At 73.3% G+C, this 18,412-nt stretch carries 18 protein-coding genes; 10 read left to right on the plus strand and 8 right to left on the minus strand.

Translation table 11 applies throughout. From position 1 onward, the window contains the following. Nucleotides 1-26: 26 nt before the first annotated feature. Nucleotides 27-503 carry a DUF6023 family protein gene (locus tag QSK45_RS35515; RefSeq protein WP_285563059.1) on the minus strand — a complete coding sequence of 159 codons (477 nt, stop codon included), beginning with the start codon at nucleotides 501-503 and terminating at the stop codon, nucleotides 27-29. Between the two features lie 111 nt (nucleotides 504-614). On the opposite strand from QSK45_RS35515, the gene QSK45_RS35520 reads away from it, so the two are divergent. Beyond that, nucleotides 615-1,517: an NAD(P)-dependent oxidoreductase gene (locus QSK45_RS35520; protein ID WP_285563060.1), complete on the plus strand. Its 903-nt coding sequence runs from the start codon at nucleotides 615-617 to the stop codon at nucleotides 1,515-1,517. Between the two features lie 112 nt (nucleotides 1,518-1,629). Beyond that, the gene (locus tag QSK45_RS35525; RefSeq protein ID WP_285563127.1) at nucleotides 1,630-1,905 is read left to right on the plus strand and encodes a DUF1876 domain-containing protein; all 276 of its coding nucleotides are present in this window, start codon (nucleotides 1,630-1,632) and stop codon (nucleotides 1,903-1,905) included. 69 nt (nucleotides 1,906-1,974) lie between these two features. On the opposite strand, the gene QSK45_RS35530 is transcribed toward QSK45_RS35525, so the two are convergent. The 4 genes from QSK45_RS35530 to QSK45_RS35545 all read right to left on the minus strand — a co-directional run bounded on the left by QSK45_RS35530 (nucleotide 1,975) and on the right by QSK45_RS35545 (nucleotide 5,841). After that, on the minus strand, nucleotides 1,975-3,153 hold the full coding sequence (locus QSK45_RS35530) for a serine hydrolase domain-containing protein (RefSeq protein ID WP_285563061.1): 1,179 nt from the start codon (nucleotides 3,151-3,153) through the stop codon (nucleotides 1,975-1,977). Between the two features lie 100 nt (nucleotides 3,154-3,253). Continuing rightward, nucleotides 3,254-4,027, minus strand: a complete 774-nt coding sequence (locus tag QSK45_RS35535) for an energy-coupling factor ABC transporter ATP-binding protein (RefSeq protein ID WP_285563062.1) — start codon at nucleotides 4,025-4,027, stop codon at nucleotides 3,254-3,256. Nucleotides 4,028-4,034: 7 nt separating this feature from the next. Further along, entirely contained in the window at nucleotides 4,035-4,796 is a 762-nt protein-coding gene (cbiQ, locus tag QSK45_RS35540) for a cobalt ECF transporter T component CbiQ (RefSeq protein ID WP_285563063.1), read from the minus strand. 1 nt (nucleotide 4,797) lies between these two features. Beyond that, nucleotides 4,798-5,841, minus strand: a complete 1,044-nt coding sequence (locus QSK45_RS35545) for an energy-coupling factor ABC transporter permease (RefSeq protein WP_285563064.1) — start codon at nucleotides 5,839-5,841, stop codon at nucleotides 4,798-4,800. Between the two features lie 151 nt (nucleotides 5,842-5,992). Here QSK45_RS35545 and QSK45_RS35550 point away from each other — a divergent pair, with 151 nt between their 5' ends. After that, nucleotides 5,993-6,331 (plus strand): SsgA family sporulation/cell division regulator, encoded by a 339-nt coding sequence (locus tag QSK45_RS35550; protein ID WP_285563065.1) that lies wholly within the window; start codon nucleotides 5,993-5,995, stop codon nucleotides 6,329-6,331. A 13-nt stretch (nucleotides 6,332-6,344) separates the two neighbouring features. Here QSK45_RS35550 and QSK45_RS35555 read toward each other — a convergent pair whose 3' ends face one another. The 3 genes from QSK45_RS35555 to QSK45_RS35565 form a co-directional block, all read right to left on the minus strand. Next, entirely contained in the window at nucleotides 6,345-8,009 is a 1,665-nt protein-coding gene (locus tag QSK45_RS35555; RefSeq protein ID WP_285563066.1) for a penicillin-binding transpeptidase domain-containing protein, read from the minus strand. Nucleotides 8,010-8,146: 137 nt separating this feature from the next. Next, on the minus strand, nucleotides 8,147-8,575 hold the full coding sequence (locus tag QSK45_RS35560) for a hypothetical protein (RefSeq protein WP_285563067.1): 429 nt from the start codon (nucleotides 8,573-8,575) through the stop codon (nucleotides 8,147-8,149). A gap of 45 nt (nucleotides 8,576-8,620) precedes the next feature. Then, a complete protein-coding gene (locus QSK45_RS35565) occupies nucleotides 8,621-10,369 on the minus strand; it encodes a dolichyl-phosphate-mannose--protein mannosyltransferase (RefSeq protein ID WP_285563068.1) in 1,749 nt (582 codons plus the stop codon). 105 nt (nucleotides 10,370-10,474) lie between these two features. Here QSK45_RS35565 and rsmI point away from each other — a divergent pair, with 105 nt between their 5' ends. From rsmI to QSK45_RS35600, 7 genes are all read left to right on the plus strand, one after another. Next, on the plus strand, nucleotides 10,475-11,323 hold the full coding sequence (rsmI, locus tag QSK45_RS35570; RefSeq protein ID WP_285563069.1) for a 16S rRNA (cytidine(1402)-2'-O)-methyltransferase: 849 nt from the start codon (nucleotides 10,475-10,477) through the stop codon (nucleotides 11,321-11,323). Between the two features lie 261 nt (nucleotides 11,324-11,584). Further along, a complete protein-coding gene (locus QSK45_RS35575) occupies nucleotides 11,585-12,007 on the plus strand; it encodes a hypothetical protein (RefSeq protein ID WP_285563070.1) in 423 nt (140 codons plus the stop codon). 62 nt (nucleotides 12,008-12,069) lie between these two features. After that, nucleotides 12,070-12,975 (plus strand): TatD family hydrolase, encoded by a 906-nt coding sequence (locus tag QSK45_RS35580; protein WP_285563071.1) that lies wholly within the window; start codon nucleotides 12,070-12,072, stop codon nucleotides 12,973-12,975. A 20-nt stretch (nucleotides 12,976-12,995) separates the two neighbouring features. Further along, a complete protein-coding gene (locus QSK45_RS35585) occupies nucleotides 12,996-14,282 on the plus strand; it encodes a resuscitation-promoting factor (RefSeq protein ID WP_490993664.1) in 1,287 nt (428 codons plus the stop codon). 148 nt (nucleotides 14,283-14,430) lie between these two features. Further along, nucleotides 14,431-15,300: a 16S rRNA (adenine(1518)-N(6)/adenine(1519)-N(6))-dimethyltransferase RsmA gene (rsmA, locus tag QSK45_RS35590; protein WP_285563072.1), complete on the plus strand. Its 870-nt coding sequence runs from the start codon at nucleotides 14,431-14,433 to the stop codon at nucleotides 15,298-15,300. A gap of 30 nt (nucleotides 15,301-15,330) precedes the next feature. Next, nucleotides 15,331-16,224 carry a 4-(cytidine 5'-diphospho)-2-C-methyl-D-erythritol kinase gene (locus QSK45_RS35595; RefSeq protein WP_285563073.1) on the plus strand — a complete coding sequence of 298 codons (894 nt, stop codon included), beginning with the start codon at nucleotides 15,331-15,333 and terminating at the stop codon, nucleotides 16,222-16,224. A gap of 139 nt (nucleotides 16,225-16,363) precedes the next feature. Beyond that, a complete protein-coding gene (locus tag QSK45_RS35600; RefSeq protein ID WP_285563074.1) occupies nucleotides 16,364-18,172 on the plus strand; it encodes an ABC-F family ATP-binding cassette domain-containing protein in 1,809 nt (602 codons plus the stop codon). Nucleotides 18,173-18,412: the final 240 nt, after the last annotated feature.

Raw genomic sequence — 18,412 nt, forward strand, 5'->3', positions numbered from 1 at the left:
GCCCTGCCGTCGGCGCCCCGGGCTGCTCAAGCCCTGTTGATCCGCCAGGCGATCATGCCCGCCGCGCCAGGCTCACCCTGGATGTCGACCTTGAGCGGGCCGGTGGCCGCCAGCCGCTCGACGACCGCGGACCCGTCGCAGGGAACCGCCTTCTTCCCACCCGCGCCGGACGGTGCCACGACGATCTCCGCGGTCCCCTTCCCGGCGCACACCACGGTCAGCTCGTAGGCCGTGCCATGAGTCGGCCCGGGTCGCGTGTGCACGCCGTCCGAGACACGCTCGACGCCCGACTCCACCATGGAACTGCCTTGATCGGTGACGGCGTCGAGCGCGGACTGCGCCTGATCCGTGAGCTTCTTCTCGTCCTCCGCCCCGCCGCTCCGGTGCGCGGCCGGGGGTGAGGGGCGGTGGCCCGGCGCGGGGTCGTGGTGCGAGGTGCAGGCGGTGAGAAGGAGGGCCGGCGTCAGGGCACAGCCGAGGAGCGGCACGGGTCGGATTCTCATGATGAGGTAGGTACCGCACGGCTGATGCCGCACGCCAGGCAGGGCCCTCTCGGCGCGAGGCCCGCCGGGGTACGACAAGCTGGAGGGACACCTCGACTTCAGGGAGCCCCAATGAGCGACAAGCCGACCGTCAGCGTCCTGGGCACCGGGATCATGGGCGCCGCCATGGCCCGCAATCTGTGCCGCGCGGGGTTCGAGGTGCGCGCCTGGAACCGCACCCGTGCGAAGGCCGAGCCCCTCGCCGCCGACGGCGCCCGGATCACCGGCACCCCCGCCGAGGCCGTCGAGGGCGCCGACGTCGTCCTGACGATGCTCTACGACGGCAACACCGTCCTGGAGGTCATGCGCCAGGCCGCGCCGGCGCTGCGCCGGGGGGCCGCCTGGGTGCAGTCGACCACCGCCGGGTCCGAGCTGATCACCGACCTGGCCGCGTTCGCCCGCGAGCACGGACTGCTCTTCTACGACGCCCCCGTGCTCGGCACCAAGGAGCCCGCCGAGGCCGGCCGGCTCACCGTGCTGGCGGCCGGGCCCGAGGAGGGGCGCGCGGCGGTCACGCCGGTGTTCGACGCGGTGGGCGCCAAGACCCTGTGGACCGGCGCGGACGGCGGCGAGGGCAGCGCCAGCCGGCTGAAGCTGGTCGCCAACAGCTGGGTGCTCGCCGTCACCGCGGCCACCGGCGAGACACTGGCCCTCGCCAAGGGTCTCGGCGTCGACCCGGGGGACTTCTTCGAGCTGATCGGCGGCGGCCCGCTCGACATGGGGTATCTGCGGGCCAAGTCCGGGGCGCTCCTGGAGGACAGGCTGACCCCGGCGTCGTTCGCGGTGACCACCGCCGAGAAGGACGCCCGGCTGATCGTGGCCGCGGGCAGGCGGAGCGGCGTACGCCTCGACGTGGCCGAGGCCACCGCCGAACGGTTCGCCCGCGCGGCCGCCCAGGGGCACGGCCAGGAGGACATGGCCGCCGCGTACTTCGCCAGCTTCGACGGCGAGGGCGGGGAGAACGGCAAGGACTGAGCCGGGCCGCCGAGATGACGTTCCCCGCGGCCGGGAGCACCCTGGAGACAGCCGGAACGTGCGTTTCCCGGAGGTGGCCGACATGACGCAGACCATGCAACAGACGCGGACCATGATGCACCCCGCTGTCGGGTGGCATGTCGAGCTGGAGTTCGAGGAGGACGGTCAGCACACGCGCGCGGTGGCCCTGGTGCGCCTGCCCGACGGCAGCGAGATCCGGGGGCACGGACACGCCAGCCGCCACCACGTCGACAACGACCAGCCCAGGGTCGGCGAGGAGATCGCCGGGGCCCGTGCCCTCAACCAGATCGCCATGGAGCTGCTGGACAAGGCACACGCGGAGATCGACGCGGATTCGGGGCGGACGTCGCATCCGATCCACGTGTGAGCCACGCGTGCGGGGCGCGCGCCTCGCCGAGGGGCGCGCCCCCGGCGATTCGCACCTCCCGGTGTCCGTTCAGCTCGTCAGCGCCGTCCGCAGCGCCCGCACCAGCGCCTGCGCCCTCGGATCCGCCGTCACGCTCGCACGGAAGCCGTTGGTGACGTAGCCGAAGGCGATGCCCGACTCCGGGTCGGCGAAGCCGAGGGAGCCGCCGCGGCCCGGGTGCCCGAAGGAGCCGGGGGCGAGGAGCGGGGACGCGCCGCCGTGCAGCATCCAGCCGAGTCCGAAGCGGGTGTTCACCACGAGCACCCGGTCGGGCCCCGCGGACTGCCCGGCGCGGGCCAGCTCCATCGTCTCGGGGGTGAACAGGCGGACCCCGCCGTCGAGTTCGCCGATGAGGGAGGCGTAGACGCGGGCCAGTCCGTCCGCCGTCGCGATGCCGCTGGAGGCGGGCAGGGCGGCGGCGCGGTAAGCGGGGTCGTTCTCGTCCGGGAGCGGGGTGATCGCCGCGAAGGCGCGCCGGGTCAACGAGTCCGGGTCGGCGTAGGCCGCGGCCACCGCGCGCTTGGGGCGCAGCTTCAGCGCCCCCGCCGCCTGCGGTGCCTCGATGTCCCCGACCCGGCCGACGCGCCCCTGCCCGGCCTCGGGCAGCCCGAGCCACAGGTCCGCGCCGACGGGCCCGGCGATCTCGTCGGCCAGCCAGGCGCCGACCGGGCGACCGGTCACGCGCCGGATCAGCTCCCCGGTCAGCCAGCTGTACGTCTGCGCGTGGTAGCCGTGGTCCGTGCCCGGCTCCCACACCGGGGCCTGCGCGGCGACGGCCGCCGCGCCGAGATCGGGGTCGGCGGCCTCGGCCGGGGTCAGCGGGCGGTCCAGGACGGGCACGCCCGCGCGGTGCGCCGGCAGATGGCGGACGAGGGTGCGCTCCTTGCCGGCCGCCTTGTACTCGGGCCAGTACGTGCCGACCGGCGCGTCCAGGTCCAGCTCCCCGCGCTGGTGCAGCAGCAGGAGCCCGGCGGCCACCACGCCCTTGGTGGCCGAGCGCACGATCTGGGCGGTGCCGCGCTCCCACGGCGCCGTACCGTCCACGTCCTTGGTGCCCGCCCACAGGTCGACCACCCGCCGGCCGTCGCGGTACACGGCCACCGCCGCGCCGCGCTCCCCGAGCAGGGCGAAGTTCGCCGCGAACGCCTCCCTGACCGGCTCGAAGCCCTCGGCCACCGTGCCGTTCACGAGCACGTCCTCGCCCTCCATGTCCCGCGTTCCCTTCCGCTCACCTGCGACAGCGGGTGCAACAGCGGGTGTGGGCCTGCGATTCCTCGGTGAGATCAAGTGTCCGTAATCGTTATGTTTGTCACCCCTGGGGGAGCCGGGCCACCGAGCGCGGGTCGAAGCCGAACGGCAGCTCCAGGCGGTGCGCCCGCATCAGCTCCTCGTCGGACAGCAGGTCCGCCGTCGGGCCGTCGGCCGCGATCACCCCGTCGCTGAGGACCAGCGCACGCGGGCACAGTTCCAGGGCGTACGGCAGGTCGTGCGTGACCATCAGGACCGTCACGTCCAGCGAGCGCAGGATGTCGGCCAGCTCGCGCCGCGAGGCGGGGTCGAGGTTGGAGGACGGCTCGTCCAGGACCAGGATCTCCGGCTCCATCGCGAGCACGGTGGCCACCGCGACGCGCCGGCGCTGCCCGAAGGAGAGGTGGTGCGGCGGCCGGTCGGCGAAGTGGCCCATGCCGACCCGGTCCAGGGCCTGCCGGACGCGTTCCGCGAGGGCGGCGCCCCTGATGCCGGCCGCCGCCGGGCCGAACGCCACGTCCTCGCGCACCGTGGGCATGAACAACTGGTCGTCCGGGTCCTGGAAGACGATGCCGACCTTCTGCCGGACGGTCGCCATGTGCCGCTTGTCCACGGGCAGTCCGGCCACGGTGACCGTCCCGGCGCCGCCGCCGAGGATGCCGTTGAGGTGCAGCACCAGGGTGGTCTTGCCGGCACCGTTGGGGCCGAGCAGCGCGACCCGTTCGCCGCGCCCGATGCTGAAGTCGACGCCGAACAGGGCCTGGTGGCCGTCCGGGTAGGCGAAGGCGAGGCCGGAGACCTCCAGCGAGGCGGTGGTCGTGGTCACAGGGTCCATCCCGGATTCACAGGGTCCATCCCAACAGGCAGACGACGAGGGCGGAGCAGGGGAGCGCGAGGGCGAGGCGCCACTGCGCGGGGGACGCGGTCGCCTCCTCGATGACGGGCATCGAACCGGCGTACCCCCGGCTCACCATGGCCAGATGCACGCGCTCCCCGCGCTCGTAGGAGCGGATGAACAGCGCGCCGGCGGACTTGGCGAGCACCCCCCAGTGCCGTACGCCCCGCGCCTCGAAGCCGCGGGAGGCGCGGGCGATCCGCATCCGGCGCATCTCGTCGGTGATGACGTCGCCGTAGCGGATCATGAAGGAGGCGATCTGCACCAGCAGCGGCGGCAGCTTCAACCGCTCCAGGCCGAGCAGGAGTTGGCGCAGTTCGGTGGTGGCGGCGAGGAGCACGGACGCGGCGACGCCGAGGGTGCCCTTGGCGAGCACGTTCCACGCGCCCCACAGCCCGTTCACACTCAGTGAGAGGCCGAGGACGTGCACCCGCTCGCCCTCCGCGACGAACGGCATGAGCACCGCGAACGCCACGAAGGGCACCTCGATCAGCAGCCGCCGCAGCAGGAACCGGGCCGGGACGCGGGCGAGCCGGGCGACGACCGCGAGCAGCACGGCGTACACCGCGAACGCCCACACCGCCTCACGCGGGGTCGAGACCACGACCAGCACGAAGAGGAATGCGGCGGCGAGCTTGGTGTGCGGCGGGAGCGTGTGCACGGGCGAGTCCCCGCGCCGGTACAGCCGATGGGCGTGGCCGGCTCCCATGTCACAGACCCGAGTCGACCGGCGAGGCGTCCTCGCCGCGGCGCCCGCGCACGGCCCAGAACACCGCGCTGCCCGCCACCACCGTGACCCCGACGCCGATCACGCCCGCGAGCCCGCCGGACAGCCGCTGGTCGGAGACGTCCGCGACGCCGTAGCCGGCGAGCGGGGAGCCGGCCGAGGCGTGCTCCTTCTCCTTGGTGTCGATCCCCCTGTCGTGCGCGACCTTCTCCAGGCCGTCGGGGTTCGCGGAGGCGTAGAAGCTGACGAAACCGGCGAGCACGAGGGAGGCGGCCAGGCCGCCCGCCCACAGCCCGCGCCGGGAGGCGCGCGCCGCCGGCGCGGGCGTGCCGACCGGGGCGTCCACCAGTTCGCCGGCCACCCGCAGCCGTAGCCGCTGCCGCAGCCCGCGCGCGCCGTGCACCAGATCCGGGCGCACGGCGATCACGGCGCCGACGGTCAGCGCGGTGATGACCGCCTCGCCGACGCCGATCAGCACATGGACGCCGATCATGGCGGTGGCGACCTTGCCCATCGAGACGTCGGTGGTGCCGCCGACCGCGTAGACGAGGGTGAAGGCGACGGCCGCGGCCGGCACGGAGAGGAACGCGGCGACGAAGGAGGCGACGGTCACCGAGCGGCGGCCCCGGGGCAGCACGGCGAGCAGGGCGCGGAAGACGGCGTACGACACCACCGTGGTCACCAGCGCCATGTCCGTGATGTTCACGCCGAGCGCGGTCAGCCCGCCGTCGGCGAACAGCACGCCCTGCATCAGCAGCACCACGGACACGCACAGCACGCCCGTGTACGGACCGACGAGGATCGCGGCGAGCGCCCCGCCCAGCAGATGACCACTGGTGCCTGCCGCGACGGGGAAGTTCAGCATCTGCACGGCGAAGATGAACGCGGCGACCAGCCCGGCCAGCGGGGCCGTCCGCTCGTCCAGTTCCCGGCGGGCGCCGCGCAGGCTCACCGCGAGGGCACCGGCGGCGACCACTCCGGTGACGGCGGAGGTGGGGGCGTCGATGAATCCGTCAGGTACATGCACCGTTTGATTTTAGACGCTTGTTGCAAACCTTTTGCAAGTGCCAGATTCTCGTCAGGCGTCTCGGGGGGCGCGTCCCGGGAAATGTGCGACATTGGAGAGAAAGCGGATGAAGAGCTTTCGCATAGGTCACTCAGTGTGAAAGGGCGGTCCGATGTCTGTGATCGAGCAGTACGCGCGCGCCCATGTCGTCACGGATGACGAGGACCCCGGGGCCGTCCCGGTGAGGCTGCGGTACGACCCCGACGACGATCCGCGCTCGGTACGGATCGATCTCCCGGGCACGCATGAGTGGACCTTCTCCCGCGCCCTGCTGGAACGGGGTCTGCGCGCACCGGCCGAGAGCGGCTCCGTTCGGGTGTGGCCGTGCGGCCGGGTCCAGGCGGTCGTGGAGTTCCACTCCGCCGACGGCGTCGACGTGCTCCAGTTCGACTCCAAGGCGCTGATCCGCTTCCTGCGCCGGACCTACACGGCCGTGCCGGTGCACAACTGAACGGGCGGGCCGGTCAGCCGCCCATCCTGAGCAGGTCCGCCACGATCGGGCCCGCGGTGTCGCCGCCGTGCCCGCCGGCCTGCACCACGCCGGCGGCCACCAGGTCGCCCCGGTAGGCCGTGAACCAGCCGTTCGGCTTCTTCTGCCCGTCGACCTCGGCCGAGCCGGTCTTCGCCCCGTAGTCCGGGCCCAGCCCGGCCATCGCCTTGGCGGCCGTGCCGTAGTCCGCCGTGAACTTCATGACGTCCTTGAGCTGGGCCTGCGTCTTGGCGGACATGGTGCGCGCGGCCTTCGCCAGGGTGCGGTGGTCCACGTCGGGGGAGACCAGGTACGGCTGGTGGAAGCGGCCCGACTGCACGGTGGCCGCGACGGACGCCATGTTCAGCGGGTTCATGCGCACCCCGCCCTGGCCGATCAGCGAGGCGCCCATCTGCGCGCCGCTCTGCACCGGGACGGAGCCGTCGAAGGAGGGCACGCCGATGGCCCAGTTGTCCATGCCGAGGCCGTAGACCTCCTGGGCCTCCTTGGTCAGGTCGCTGTTCGACAGTTTCGGCGCGAAGTCGATGAAGGCGTTGTTGCAGGACACGCCGAAGGCGGTCTTGAACGTGCCCTTCTTGATCTCGGAGTTGTCGTCGTTGTGGAACGTCCAGCCCGCGAGCTTGTACGTCTTGGGGCAGGGGTGCGAGGCGTTCGGGCTGACGAGCTTCTTCTCGAACAGCATGGTCGAGGTCACGATCTTCATCGTGGAGCCGGGCGCGAGGGAGCCCTGGAAGCCGACGTTGAAGCCGTGCGCGCTGTTGGCGACCGCCAGGATCTCGCCGGTGGAGGGCCGCAGCACGACCACGGAGGCGCGCGCCTTCCTGCCGACCTGCCGCTCGGCCTCCGCCTGGAGCTTCGGGTCCAGCGTGGTCTTCACGGTGCCCGGGGTGCCCTGGCTCAGCGTCACCAGCGTCTTGTCGGACAGCTTCGCCTTCCGCGACGCCTTGCCGCGCACCACGCGCAGCTCCACGCCGGCCGTGCCGCCCGCCTTCTTGCCGTACTTCTCGCGCAGCCCGTCCAGCACGGTGCCCAGCGAGGGGTACCGGGCGGCCGTCAGCTCGCCGCCGTCGCGGTCCAGGGCCTTGACGGGCGGGGTGCCGGAGTCGCCGGTGACGAGCGTGTCGCCGTCCCGCAGGTCCGGGTGGACGACGGAGGAGTGCCAGTCGACCAGGGGCTTGCCGTCGCTCGCCCGTCGTACGACGGTGAGCGAACTGCTGTACGCCAGCGGCCTGGAGACGCCCTTGTAGGCCAGCGTCGCCTTGACGGAGTAGGGCACCTTGGCGCCCGTGGCGGTGCCCGGGGTGAGGGTGACGCCCGTGAGGTGGGCGTCCTTGCCGTAGCCGGTGAGCAGGGCGGTGGCGGCGGAGGGGTCGTTCGTGACGGCCGCCGCGTCGGCGACCTCGCCCCGCTGCCAGGAGGTCAGGAAGCGGGTGGCGGCGGTCCGCACCTCGGCCGCGCTGACGGGGCCGGTCCTCACGTTCTCGTGGTGCGCCGTGGCGCTCGACTCGCCGGCCGCCGAACCGCCGCCGTACAGCGCGTAGGCGGTGAGTCCGGCGCCGCAGGCGACCAGGGCGATCACTCCGCCTATCACACCGGGCGGGGCCGTGCGCCGTTCGGCGACCCGTCTTCTCTTGCCCACAGCCTCTGTTCCTCCGCGCTTCCGGGTCCCCCGCAGCCCCTCGACTCCCCAACGACGGAACTCACCCTAAAGTCCCGAGCGGGGCGGGTGACGTCCCCGGTCATTCCGTAGCACGGTTGCGACAATCGGATCGGCGGTCAGCCGAGGAGTGAACGGAACCGTTCGATGTTCCGGCGGCGCATGGTGAGGAAGGCCAGCCAGGAGCCGTCGGCGTAGTGCACCCGGAACCGGGCCATCAACTGGAGCCGGGGCCGCCGTTCGACCCGTGCCACCCATGTCCTCGGCACCTCCCACACCGGGGTCCCGTCCAACGGCTTGACCAGCCCGACGCGCTGGTCCGTCACGCGCAGCAGCAGCGCGCCGGAGGTGCTCGGCATCTGCGACGCGATGCTGCCCCGCACACCGCCCCGGGCGCCGACCCGGTTCATCAGGTCGTTCGCGAGGACACCGCCGAGGTTGACGCTGACGCCCTTGGCGCTCGCCGCCGGAACGACGGAGGCGTACGCCAGGAGCCGCTCCCCGGGCGTCAGCAGATGACGGGCGGCACGCTCGCGCAGTTCGGACATGCCCATGATCATAGGCAGCCGGCCCGGGGGACGGGCGCGTACCGGCTAGACCCAGGTGTCCAGCCACATCCGCGCCCGCCACGAGTCGATCGGGATCGCCGTGCCGGTGAACAGGGGCCAGAAGTAGATGAAGTTCCAGGCGATCAGCAGGACCAGGATGCCCGCGGAGGTGGCGCCGACCACGCGGCGGGTGTCGTTGGAGCCCGGTGGGCCGATGATCGCGCCGATCATCATCGCCACGGCCAGACACAGGAACGGCACGAAGACGACCGCGTAGAAGAAGAAGATCGTCCGGTCCTGGTAGAGGAACCACGGCAGATAACCGGCCGCGACGGCGCAGGCGATGGCGCCGGCCCGCCAGTCGCGGCGGAACGCCCAGCGCCACAGGACGTACACGATCGCGAAGCAGGCCGCCCACCACAGCAGCGGCGTGCCGAGCGCCAGCACCTCGCGCGCGCACTTCTGCCCCGCGTCCGCCGGGCAGCCGTCGGAGCCGGGGGACGGCGACTCGTAGAAGTACGACACCGGGCGGCCGAGGACCAGCCAGCTCCACGGGTTGGACTGGTAGGTGTGCGGGGAGTCCAGGTGGAGGTGGAACTCGTACACCTCGTGCTCGTAGTGCCACAGGCTGCGCACCCAGTCCGGCAGGAAGGACCAGAAGCCGCCCCGGCCGTCGGTGACCGCCCAGTTGCGGAAGTAACCGCCGGTGCCGTCCGTGGGGGAGAGGATCCAGCCGAGCCAGGACAGGAGGTACACGGCGACGGCCACCGGGACCGTCGCCAGGAAGGTGATGCCCGTGTCGTACTTCAGGACCGCCAGGCGCGGGTAGCGGGCGCCGGCCACCTTGCGGGCGCCGACGTCCCACAGCAGCGCCATCACACAGAACGCGGCCAGGACGTACAGGCCGTTCCACTTGGTGCCGATGGCCAGACCCAGCATCAGCCCGGCCGCCCAGCGCCAGGGGCGCCAGCCGAACCGGAAGGAGTCCGCCACCCGCGCGTTCGGGCGGACCAGGCCGTCCGGCCCGGCGGGCAGCGCGGCCGCCAGTCTCGCCCGTGACCGGTCCCGGTCGACGAGCAGACAGCCGAAGGCGGCCACCACGAAGAACATCAGCACGCCGTCGAGCAGCGAGGTGCGGCTCATCACGAAGTGCAGCCCGTCCACCGCGAGCAGCCCGCCCGCGAGGCAGCCCAGGAACGTCGAGCGGAACATCCGGCGCCCGATCCGGCACAGCATCAGCACGCTCAGCGTGCCGAGCAGCGCGGTCATGAACCGCCAGCCGAACGGGTTGAACCCGAACATCAGCTCGCCGAGCCCGATCACGTACTTCCCGACCGGCGGGTGCACGACGTACGCCGCGTCCGCCGGGATCGCCAGATGCCCGTGCGTCTGGAGGACCAGGTCGTTGGCGTTCTTGTCCCAGTTGACCTCGAAGCCGCGGTGGACCAGTGCCCACGCGTCCTTGGCGTAGTACGTCTCGTCGAATATCACCGCCCGCGGGCTGCCCAGGTTCCAGAACCGCAGCACGCCCGCGACCAGCGTCACCAGCAGCGGACCCACCCAGCCCGACCAGCGGGTGATCCGGTCGGCCAGGACGGGCGGCACGCCGAGCGCCCGCCACAGCCGCGGACTCGGCTCCGCGTACGGCGGCACCAGCCGGTCCCGGACGTCGCCCGCGGGCGCGTCCGTCGCCGGCGCGTACCCGAACCGGCGCAGCCGCTGCTGCCACGGCGTCCGCCGGTCGTGCGGCGCCTGGCCCTGCCTCAGATCCATGGAGGACGCGGTACTGGTCACCGCGCCATCGTAGGGAACGGTGCTGTGCGAGTCCCGTGCATGCGCGGCGCGGGCCGCGAAGCGGTCGTTTTCCTCCGGGTCGCGGACCCCTGCGAGGATGGGGGCGTGACTGGAACCCTTGTCCTCGCAGGTACCCCCATCGGCGACATCGCGGACGCGCCGCCCCGGCTGGCGCAGGAGCTGGCCGCCGCGGACGTGGTCGCCGCCGAGGACACCCGGCGGCTGCGCCGGCTCACCCAGGCGCTCGGCGTCACCCCGGGCGGCCGCGTGCTGTCGTACTTCGAGGGCAACGAGTCGGCGCGCACGCCGGAGCTGGTCGAGGAGCTGCTCGGCGGGGCGCGGGTGCTGCTCGTCACGGACGCCGGCATGCCGTCGGTGTCCGACCCCGGCTACCGGCTGGTCGCGGCGGCCGTCGAGAAGGACATCCGCGTCACCGCCGTGCCCGGACCGTCCGCCGTGCTCACCGCGCTCGCCCTGTCCGGGCTGCCCGTGGACCGCTTCTGCTTCGAGGGCTTCCTGCCGCGCAAGGCGGGCGAGCGGCTGTCCCGGCTGCGGGAGGTCGCGGCCGAGCGGCGCACGCTGGTCTACTTCGAGGCCCCGCACCGCCTCGACGACACCCTCGCCGCGATGGCCGAGGTCTTCGGCGCCGAGCGGCGGGCCGCGGTGTGCCGGGAGCTGACCAAGACGTACGAGGAGGTACGCCGCGGCCCGCTGGCCGAGCTGGCGAGCTGGGCGGCGGAGGGCGTCCGCGGCGAGATCACCGTGGTGGTCGAGGGCGCGCCCGAGACCGGGCCGGAGGAGCTGGACGCGGCGGAGCTGGTGCGCCGGGTGCGGGTGCGCGAGGAGGCCGGGGAGCGCCGCAAGGAGGCGATCGCGGCGGTGGCGGTGGAGGCGGGGTTGCCCAAGAGGATCGTGTTCGACGCCGTTGTCGCCGCGAAGCGCGACGATCGGTGAGGGGCCTGCTCATCCGGCGTTCCCGAGTAAAAACAGCCCTCTGAGCAGCGATCTTCTCGGATGAGCACAACGGCCAACGGGCGGCAAAAGGCTGTCTCCGTTGGCAAAGGGCGGAGGCGGCCCGGAGGGTCTTTTCGGCAAGGAAGACCCAAATCGCCTCCAACACTCGACAGCCCCGGTGCATTCGCGTCGGCGAAGGCGTCCACTGGTCGAAGGGACCCCGACAGCGGGGTGCTCGTCCAGCGGAAACGAGGAGCTGGCATGGGTGAGATCGCAGGGCAGACCGGCCTCCGCGGTACGGCCACGGCCGTCGTTCACGAGTCGTATTCATTCGCCTGCATGCGCTGCGGGCACGGCTGGGAGCAGTCGTACGCGATAGAGCACCACACGGACGCCGACGGGCAGGAGTTCGTGGTCTACGTGGCCGACGGCCGCGTCGTGCCGTCGCCGCTGCGCCGCCCCAGCTGCCACAACTGCGACGGCCACGTGGTGCGGATCATGCGCGCCGGACAGGTGTCGTCGGTCCGGGGCGCGGGCGCGCGGCATCGGCACGGCGCGCCGCTGGCCGGTCCGGTGGAGGTGCCCCAGGTCCCGATCGCCGCGGACGGCGAGGGGGCGGGCGGCGCGCAGCACCACTGGCATCTGTCGGACCTGCTGCACCCCTTCCAGCGCAAGGCGGGCTGAGCCGCCGGGGGAGCCCCCTGGGCGTCGGCCCCGGGGGTTCGCCCCTTCCGTAGGATCGGGGCATGCCTTCGAACGCCGGCCAGAGCGGCTCCCAGGGCGACAAGAAAGCGGCACCGCCGCTGCCCGCACCCCTGCGGGTGCCCGTCGCCGACTCCCACACCCACCTCGACATGCAGTCCGGCACGGTGGAGGAGGGCCTGGCGAAGGCCGCGTCGGTCGGGGTGACCAGGGTCGTCCAGGTCGGCTGCGACGTCGACGGCTCCCGGTGGGCGGCCGAGATCGCGCGGACGCACGAGAGCGTGCACGCCGCCGTCGCCCTCCACCCCAACGAGGCCCCGCGCATCGTCCACGGCGATCCCGACGGCTGGTCGCGGCAGGGGGCCAGGCGGCCGGGCGGGCAGGCGGCGCTGGACGAGGCGCTCGCCGAGATCGACCGGCTCGCCGCGCTGCCCCACGTCAGGGGCGTCGGCGAGACCGGCCTCGACTACTTCCGCACGGGTCCCGAGGGCAAGGAGGCCCAGGAGCGGTCCTTCCGCGCGCACATCGAGATCGCCAAGCGGCGCGGCAGGGCGCTGGTCATCCACGACCGGGAGGCCCACGCGGACGTGCTGCGCGTGCTCAAGGAGGAGGGCGCCCCCGAGCGCACCGTCTTCCACTGCTACTCCGGCGACGCCGAGATGGCCGGGATCTGCGCGCGCGAGGGCTATTTCATGTCCTTCGCCGGCAACGTCACCTTCAAGAACGCCCAGCATCTGCGCGACGCCCTCGCCGTCGCCCCGCTGGAACTGGTCCTCGTGGAGACCGACGCGCCCTTCCTCACGCCGGCGCCGTACCGCGGACGGCCCAACGCGCCGTACCTCGTTCCGGTCACCGTGCGCGCGATGGCCGCGGTGCGCGGCATCGACGAAGACGTGCTGGCGACGGCCCTGAACGCGAACACCGCCCGCGCCTTCGGCTACGAGGCGTAGCCCCGCGTTCGTGACACCCCGTGGTCGAGTCGCTTGGGAGAGTGACCGGGGCTCCGCTAGGTTCTGCCCCCGATCCGGACCTTTCGGCCCCTCTGGAGCGTGTCGGCGTGAGCAGCAACCCTCGGTTGGAGACCGGTACGGCGCCCGGCGTGTCGCCGGGGCGCCCCGCTGGGCGGCGCGCGCGCCGGCGCGGGGAGCGGGCGGCCGAACGCCCGGACTCCGTCGTGCGCCGGTTGGTGCCGCAGGCGCTGGTGGTGGCCTTCCTGGCCGGCGGCACCACCGCGTTCGTCGCGCAGGACCGGGCGATCCAGCTCAGCGTCGACGGCCGGCCGCGGTCGCTGCACACCTTCGCCGACGACGTGGACGCGCTGCTCGACGAGGAGGGCGTACGGGTGGGGGAGCACGACATGGTCGCGCCCGCCCCCGGCACACCGCTCACCGGCGGCGACGCGATCGCGGTGCGCTACGGCCGTCCCGTGCGGCTCACGCTGGACGGTCGGCGGCACGAGGTGTGGACGACGGCGCACACGGTGGACGGGGCGCTGCGGGAGCTGGGGGTGCGGGCCGAGGGCGCGTACCTGTCGGCCTCGCGCTCCCAGCGCATCGGCCGCGCGGGGCTCGCGCTCGACGTGCGCACCGAGCGGGCGGTCACCGTCATGGCCGACGGGCGGGCCCGCACGATCCGCACCAACGCGGCGACGGCACGGGAGGCGGTCGAGAGGGCGGGGGTCGCCCTCGGCCCCGACGACACGCTCTCCGTCCCGGCCGACAGCTTCCCGCGCGACGGGCAGACCGTGACGGTGCTGCGGGTGACCGGGGCGCGGGAGGTGCGCGAGCAGGCGATCCCGTTCCGGGTCGAGCGGACCTACGATCCCTCGCTGCTCAGGGGCACCGAGGTCGTGGCGCGTCCCGGGCGCCCGGGGCTGCGGCGGATCACCTACCTGCTGCGCACGGTCAACGGGGTGCGGCAGAAGCCGCGCCGGGAGAGCGCGGAGGTGGTGCGGCGGCCGCGGAAGCAGGTGGTCCGCGTCGGCACGAAGCCGCTGCCGCGGGCCGGGCGGCCGGTCGACGCGCTCGACTGGCACGGGCTCGCGATGTGCGAGTCCGGCGGCGATCCGCACGCGGTGGACTCCTCGGGGACGTACGGGGGCCTGTACCAGTTCGACACGCACACGTGGCACACGCTGGGGGGCACGGGCCGGCCCCAGGACGCGCCGGCCTCCGAGCAGACGTACCGGGCGAAGAAGCTGTACGTGCGGCGGGGGGAGAGTCCCTGGCCGCACTGCGGGGAGCGGTTGCACGGGTAGGACCGGGGGCGGCCCGCGCGCTTCTCGGGGGGCGCGTCGCGGCCGGCCGCGCCCACGCGGCGGGGGGCGCGCACCGGCGCGGTCCCTCGGGGCGCCCCGGCGCGGGGACCTGGCAAGGGGGTGTCCCACCGCCCCGTACCCTTGTCCCGTGAGTAGCCCCGCCCCCGAGTCCCTCCTCGGCCCCGCCGACATCCGCGAGCTCGCGGCAGCGCTCGGTGTCCGCCCCACCAAGCAGCGCGGCCAGAACTTCGTGATCGACGCGAACACGGTCCGCCGCATCGTCCGCACCGCCGAGGTCCGCCCCGACGACACCGTCGTGGAGGTCGGCCCCGGGCTCGGCTCGCTCACCCTCGCGCTGCTGGAGGTCGCCGACCGCGTCACCGCCGTGGAGATCGACGACGTCCTCGCCGCCGCCCTCCCGGCGACCATCGCCGCCCGCATGCCCGCCCGCGCCGACCGCTTCGCGCTGGTCCACTCGGACGCGATGCACGTCACCGAGCTGCCGGGCCCCGCACCGACCGCCCTCGTCGCGAACCTGCCGTACAACGTCGCCGTCCCGGTGCTGCTGCACATGCTCGACACCTTCCCGAGCATCGAGCGCACCCTCGTGATGGTGCAGTCCGAGGTCGCCGACCGCCTCGCCGCCGCCCCGGGCTCCAAGGTGTACGGCGTCCCGTCCGTGAAGGCCAACTGGTACGCCGAGGTCAAGCGCGCCGGCGCCATCGGCCGCAACGTCTTCTGGCCCGCGCCCAACGTCGACAGCGGGCTCGTCTCCCTCGTGCGGCGCACCGAGCCGATCAGGACGACGGCCACGAGGCGGCAGGTCTTCGCGGTGGTCGACGCGGCCTTCGCGCAGCGCCGCAAGACCCTGCGGGCCGCGCTCGCCGGCTGGGCCGGCTCCGCGGCCGCCGCCGAGGCCGCCCTGGTCGCCGCCGGGATCTCCCCGCAGGCCCGCGGCGAGTCGCTGACGGTCGAGGAGTTCGCCCGCATCGCCGAGCACGCCCAGACCGGCGTCTGACGCCGGCCCCCGCACAGCCCAAGGAGCGCAGTGAGCGTCACGGTCCGCGTCCCCGCCAAGGTCAACGTCCAGCTCGCGGTGGGCGCCGCCCGCCCCGACGGGTTCCACGACCTCGCCAACGTCTTCCTCGCCGTCGGCCTGTACGACGAGATCACCGTCACCCCCGCCGACGAACTGCGCGTCACCTGCGCGGGCCCGGACGCCGCCCAGGTGCCGCTGGACCGCACCAACCTCGCCGCCCGCGCCGCGCTCGCGCTCGCCGCGCGCCGGGGCGTCGAGCCGAACGTGCACCTCCACATCGCCAAGGACATCCCCGTCGCCGGCGGCATGGCGGGCGGCAGCGCGGACGGCGCGGGCGCGCTGCTCGCGTGCGACACGTTGTGGGGCACCGGGGCCTCGCGGGCCGAACTCCTCGCGATCTGCGCCGAGTTGGGCAGCGACGTGCCGTTCAGTCTGGTCGGCGGGGCCGCGCTGGGCGTCGGCCGCGGCGAGCAGCTGACCGGCCTCGACGTCGGCGGCGCCTTCCACTGGGTGTTCGCGATGGCCGAGCGGGGGCTGTCCACGCCGGCGGTCTTCCGCGAGTTCGACCGGCTGGCCGAGGGGCGCGCGATCCCGGAGCCGGTGGCCTCGCGGGACCTGCTGGACGCGCTGGCGAAGGGCGACGCCGACGCCCTGGCGGCGGCGGTCACGAACGACCTCCAGCCCGCCGCGCTGTCCCTCTTCCCGGAACTGTCCGCCACGCTGGCCGCCGGCCGCGACGCGGGCGCCCTCGCCTCCCTGGTCTCCGGCTCCGGCCCGACGACGGCCTTCCTCGCGCGGGACGCCGGCGCGGCGGAGGAGGTCGCGCGGGCCCTGCGGGACTCGGGCACCTGCCGCACGGTACGGACGGCGCAGGGGCCGGTGCCGGGGGCGACGGTGGTCTGAGCGGGTTCGGTACCCGTCGCGGGCGCACGGAGGGTGACCGTCCCCTCGCGCGACACCCCCCGCCCCCGAGGCCCTACGCTAGAAAGCTGACCCACGCGGCGGAGCCGCATGTCGATACCGCCCCGGGCGCAGGAGTGAAATGGCCGTCAACCTGGTCAATGTCGAGAACGTCAGCAAGGTGTACGGCACCCGTGCCCTGCTGGACGGCGTCTCGCTCGGTGTGCAGGAAGGGGACCGGATCGGGGTCGTCGGCCGCAACGGCGACGGGAAGACCACCCTGATCCGGATGCTCGCCAAGCTGGAGGAGGCCGACACCGGGCGCGTGACGCACTCCGGCGGACTGCGCCTCGGCGTGCTCACCCAGCACGACTCGCTCGACCCGGCCGCCACCGTGCGCCACGAGGTGATCGGCGACATGGCCGACCACGAGTGGGCCGGGAACGCCAAGGTCAGGGACGTGCTGACCGGCCTGTTCGGCGGGCTGGACCTGCCCGGCTTCCCCAAGGGCCTGGACACCGTCATCGGCCCGCTGTCCGGCGGCGAGCGGCGCCGCATCGCGCTGGCCAAGCTGCTGATCGAGGAGCAGGACCTGCTCGTCCTGGACGAGCCCACCAACCACCTCGACGTCGAGGGCATCTCCTGGCTCGCCCGGCACCTCCAGAACCGCCGCTCGGCACTGGTCTGCGTCACCCACGACCGCTGGTTCCTGGACCAGGTCTGCACCCGCATGTGGGACGTGCAGCGCGGCGATGTGTACGAGTACGAGGGCGGCTACTCCGACTACGTCTTCGCCCGCGCCGAGCGCGAGCGCATCGCCGCCACCGAGGAGGCCAAGCGGCAGAACCTGGTCCGCAAGGAGCTGGCCTGGCTGCGCCGTGGCGCCCCCGCCCGCACCTCCAAGCCCCGCTTCCGGGTGGAGGCGGCCAACGAGCTGATCGCCGACGTGCCGCCGCCCCGCGACAGCAGCGAGCTGATGAAGTTCGCCTCCTCCCGGCTCGGCAAGACGGTCTTCGACCTGGAGGACGTCACCGTCCAGGCCGGGCCCAAGGTGCTGCTCAAGCACGTCACCTGGCAGCTGGGCCCCGGCGACCGGATCGGCCTCGTCGGGGTGAACGGCGCCGGCAAGACCTCGCTGCTGCGCGCCATGACCGAGGCCGCCCGATCCGAGGGCGAGGAGCAGCCGGCCGGCGGCCGGATCACCGTCGGCCGGACGGTCAGGCTCGCCTACCTCTCCCAGGAGGTCGCCGAACTCGACCCCACCTGGCGGGTCCTGGAGGCCGTGCAGCGCGTGCGCGAGCGCGTCGACCTCGGCAAGGGCCGCGAGATGACCGCGGGCCAGCTGTGCGAGACCTTCGGGTTCACCAAGGAGAAGCAGTGGACGCCGGTCGGCGACCTCTCCGGCGGTGAGCGCCGCCGTCTCCAGCTGCTGCGGCTGCTGATGGACGAGCCCAACGTCCTCTTCCTGGACGAGCCCACCAACGACCTCGACATCGAGACCCTCACCCAGCTGGAGGACCTCCTCGACGGCTGGCCCGGCTCGATGATCGTCATCTCCCACGACCGGTTCTTCGTGGAGCGCACCACGGACCGGGTCTTCGCCCTGCTCGGCGACGGGGCCCTGCGGATGCTGCCGCGCGGCATCGACGAGTACCTGGAGCGGCGGCAGCGGATGGAGGAGGCGGTCGCCGAGCGCGCCGCCGCCGCCGCGCCCAAGCCGGCCACGCAGGAGAAGAGCGCCGCCGACCAGCGCGCCGCCAAGAAGGAACTCCAGAAGATCGAGCGGCAGTTGGACAAGGTCTCCGACAAGGAGACCAGGCTGCACGCCCAGATCGCCGAGAACGCCACGGACTTCGCCAAGGTGGCCGAATTGGACGCCCAGTTGCGGGAACTCGCCGGTGAGCGCGAGGAACTGGAGCTGCGCTGGCTGGAGCTGGCGGAGGACGCGTAGCACCCCGCCCGCCTCGAATCGGCCAGCACGGCAAGCGCGTTGCCCCGGCGCGCGGTAGGGCGCGCGTGCGCCGCGTGAAGGGGGCGTGAAGGCGCGTAACGGCGGCATCACGGGCCGGTCCTCCCTTGGGAACAGGGAGGGATCCGGCCCGCTCCGCTGTCCGTACCGAGTGATAGAAAGGCCGTCTGAGAACCGTCTGCACAACGACCCAGGGTCCGTCGAGAACCTCAGGGCGTGGCT

It is taken from the genome of Streptomyces hygroscopicus subsp. hygroscopicus (assembly GCF_030269125.1).
GTDB lineage: Bacteria > Actinomycetota > Actinomycetes > Streptomycetales > Streptomycetaceae > Streptomyces > Streptomyces hygroscopicus_C.

Bases quoted from the DNA above. Each gene is read 5' to 3' on its own strand.
- QSK45_RS35530 (WP_285563061.1), bottom strand. From the start codon at position 3,153: ATGGAGGGCGAGGACGTGCTCGTGAACGGCACGGTGGCCGAGGGCTTC.
- QSK45_RS35535 (WP_285563062.1), bottom strand. From the start codon at position 4,027: ATGGACCCTGTGACCACGACCACCGCCTCGCTGGAGGTCTCCGGCCTC.
- QSK45_RS35520 (WP_285563060.1), top strand. From the start codon at position 615: ATGAGCGACAAGCCGACCGTCAGCGTCCTGGGCACCGGGATCATGGGC.
- QSK45_RS35515 (WP_285563059.1), bottom strand. From the start codon at position 503: ATGAGAATCCGACCCGTGCCGCTCCTCGGCTGTGCCCTGACGCCGGCC.
- QSK45_RS35525 (WP_285563127.1), top strand. From the start codon at position 1,630: ATGATGCACCCCGCTGTCGGGTGGCATGTCGAGCTGGAGTTCGAGGAG.
- QSK45_RS35600 (WP_285563074.1), top strand. From the start codon at position 16,364: ATGGCCGTCAACCTGGTCAATGTCGAGAACGTCAGCAAGGTGTACGGC.
- cbiQ (WP_285563063.1), bottom strand. From the start codon at position 4,796: ATGGGAGCCGGCCACGCCCATCGGCTGTACCGGCGCGGGGACTCGCCC.
- QSK45_RS35550 (WP_285563065.1), top strand. From the start codon at position 5,993: ATGTCTGTGATCGAGCAGTACGCGCGCGCCCATGTCGTCACGGATGAC.
- QSK45_RS35560 (WP_285563067.1), bottom strand. From the start codon at position 8,575: ATGTCCGAACTGCGCGAGCGTGCCGCCCGTCATCTGCTGACGCCCGGG.
- QSK45_RS35575 (WP_285563070.1), top strand. From the start codon at position 11,585: ATGGGTGAGATCGCAGGGCAGACCGGCCTCCGCGGTACGGCCACGGCC.
- QSK45_RS35580 (WP_285563071.1), top strand. From the start codon at position 12,070: ATGCCTTCGAACGCCGGCCAGAGCGGCTCCCAGGGCGACAAGAAAGCG.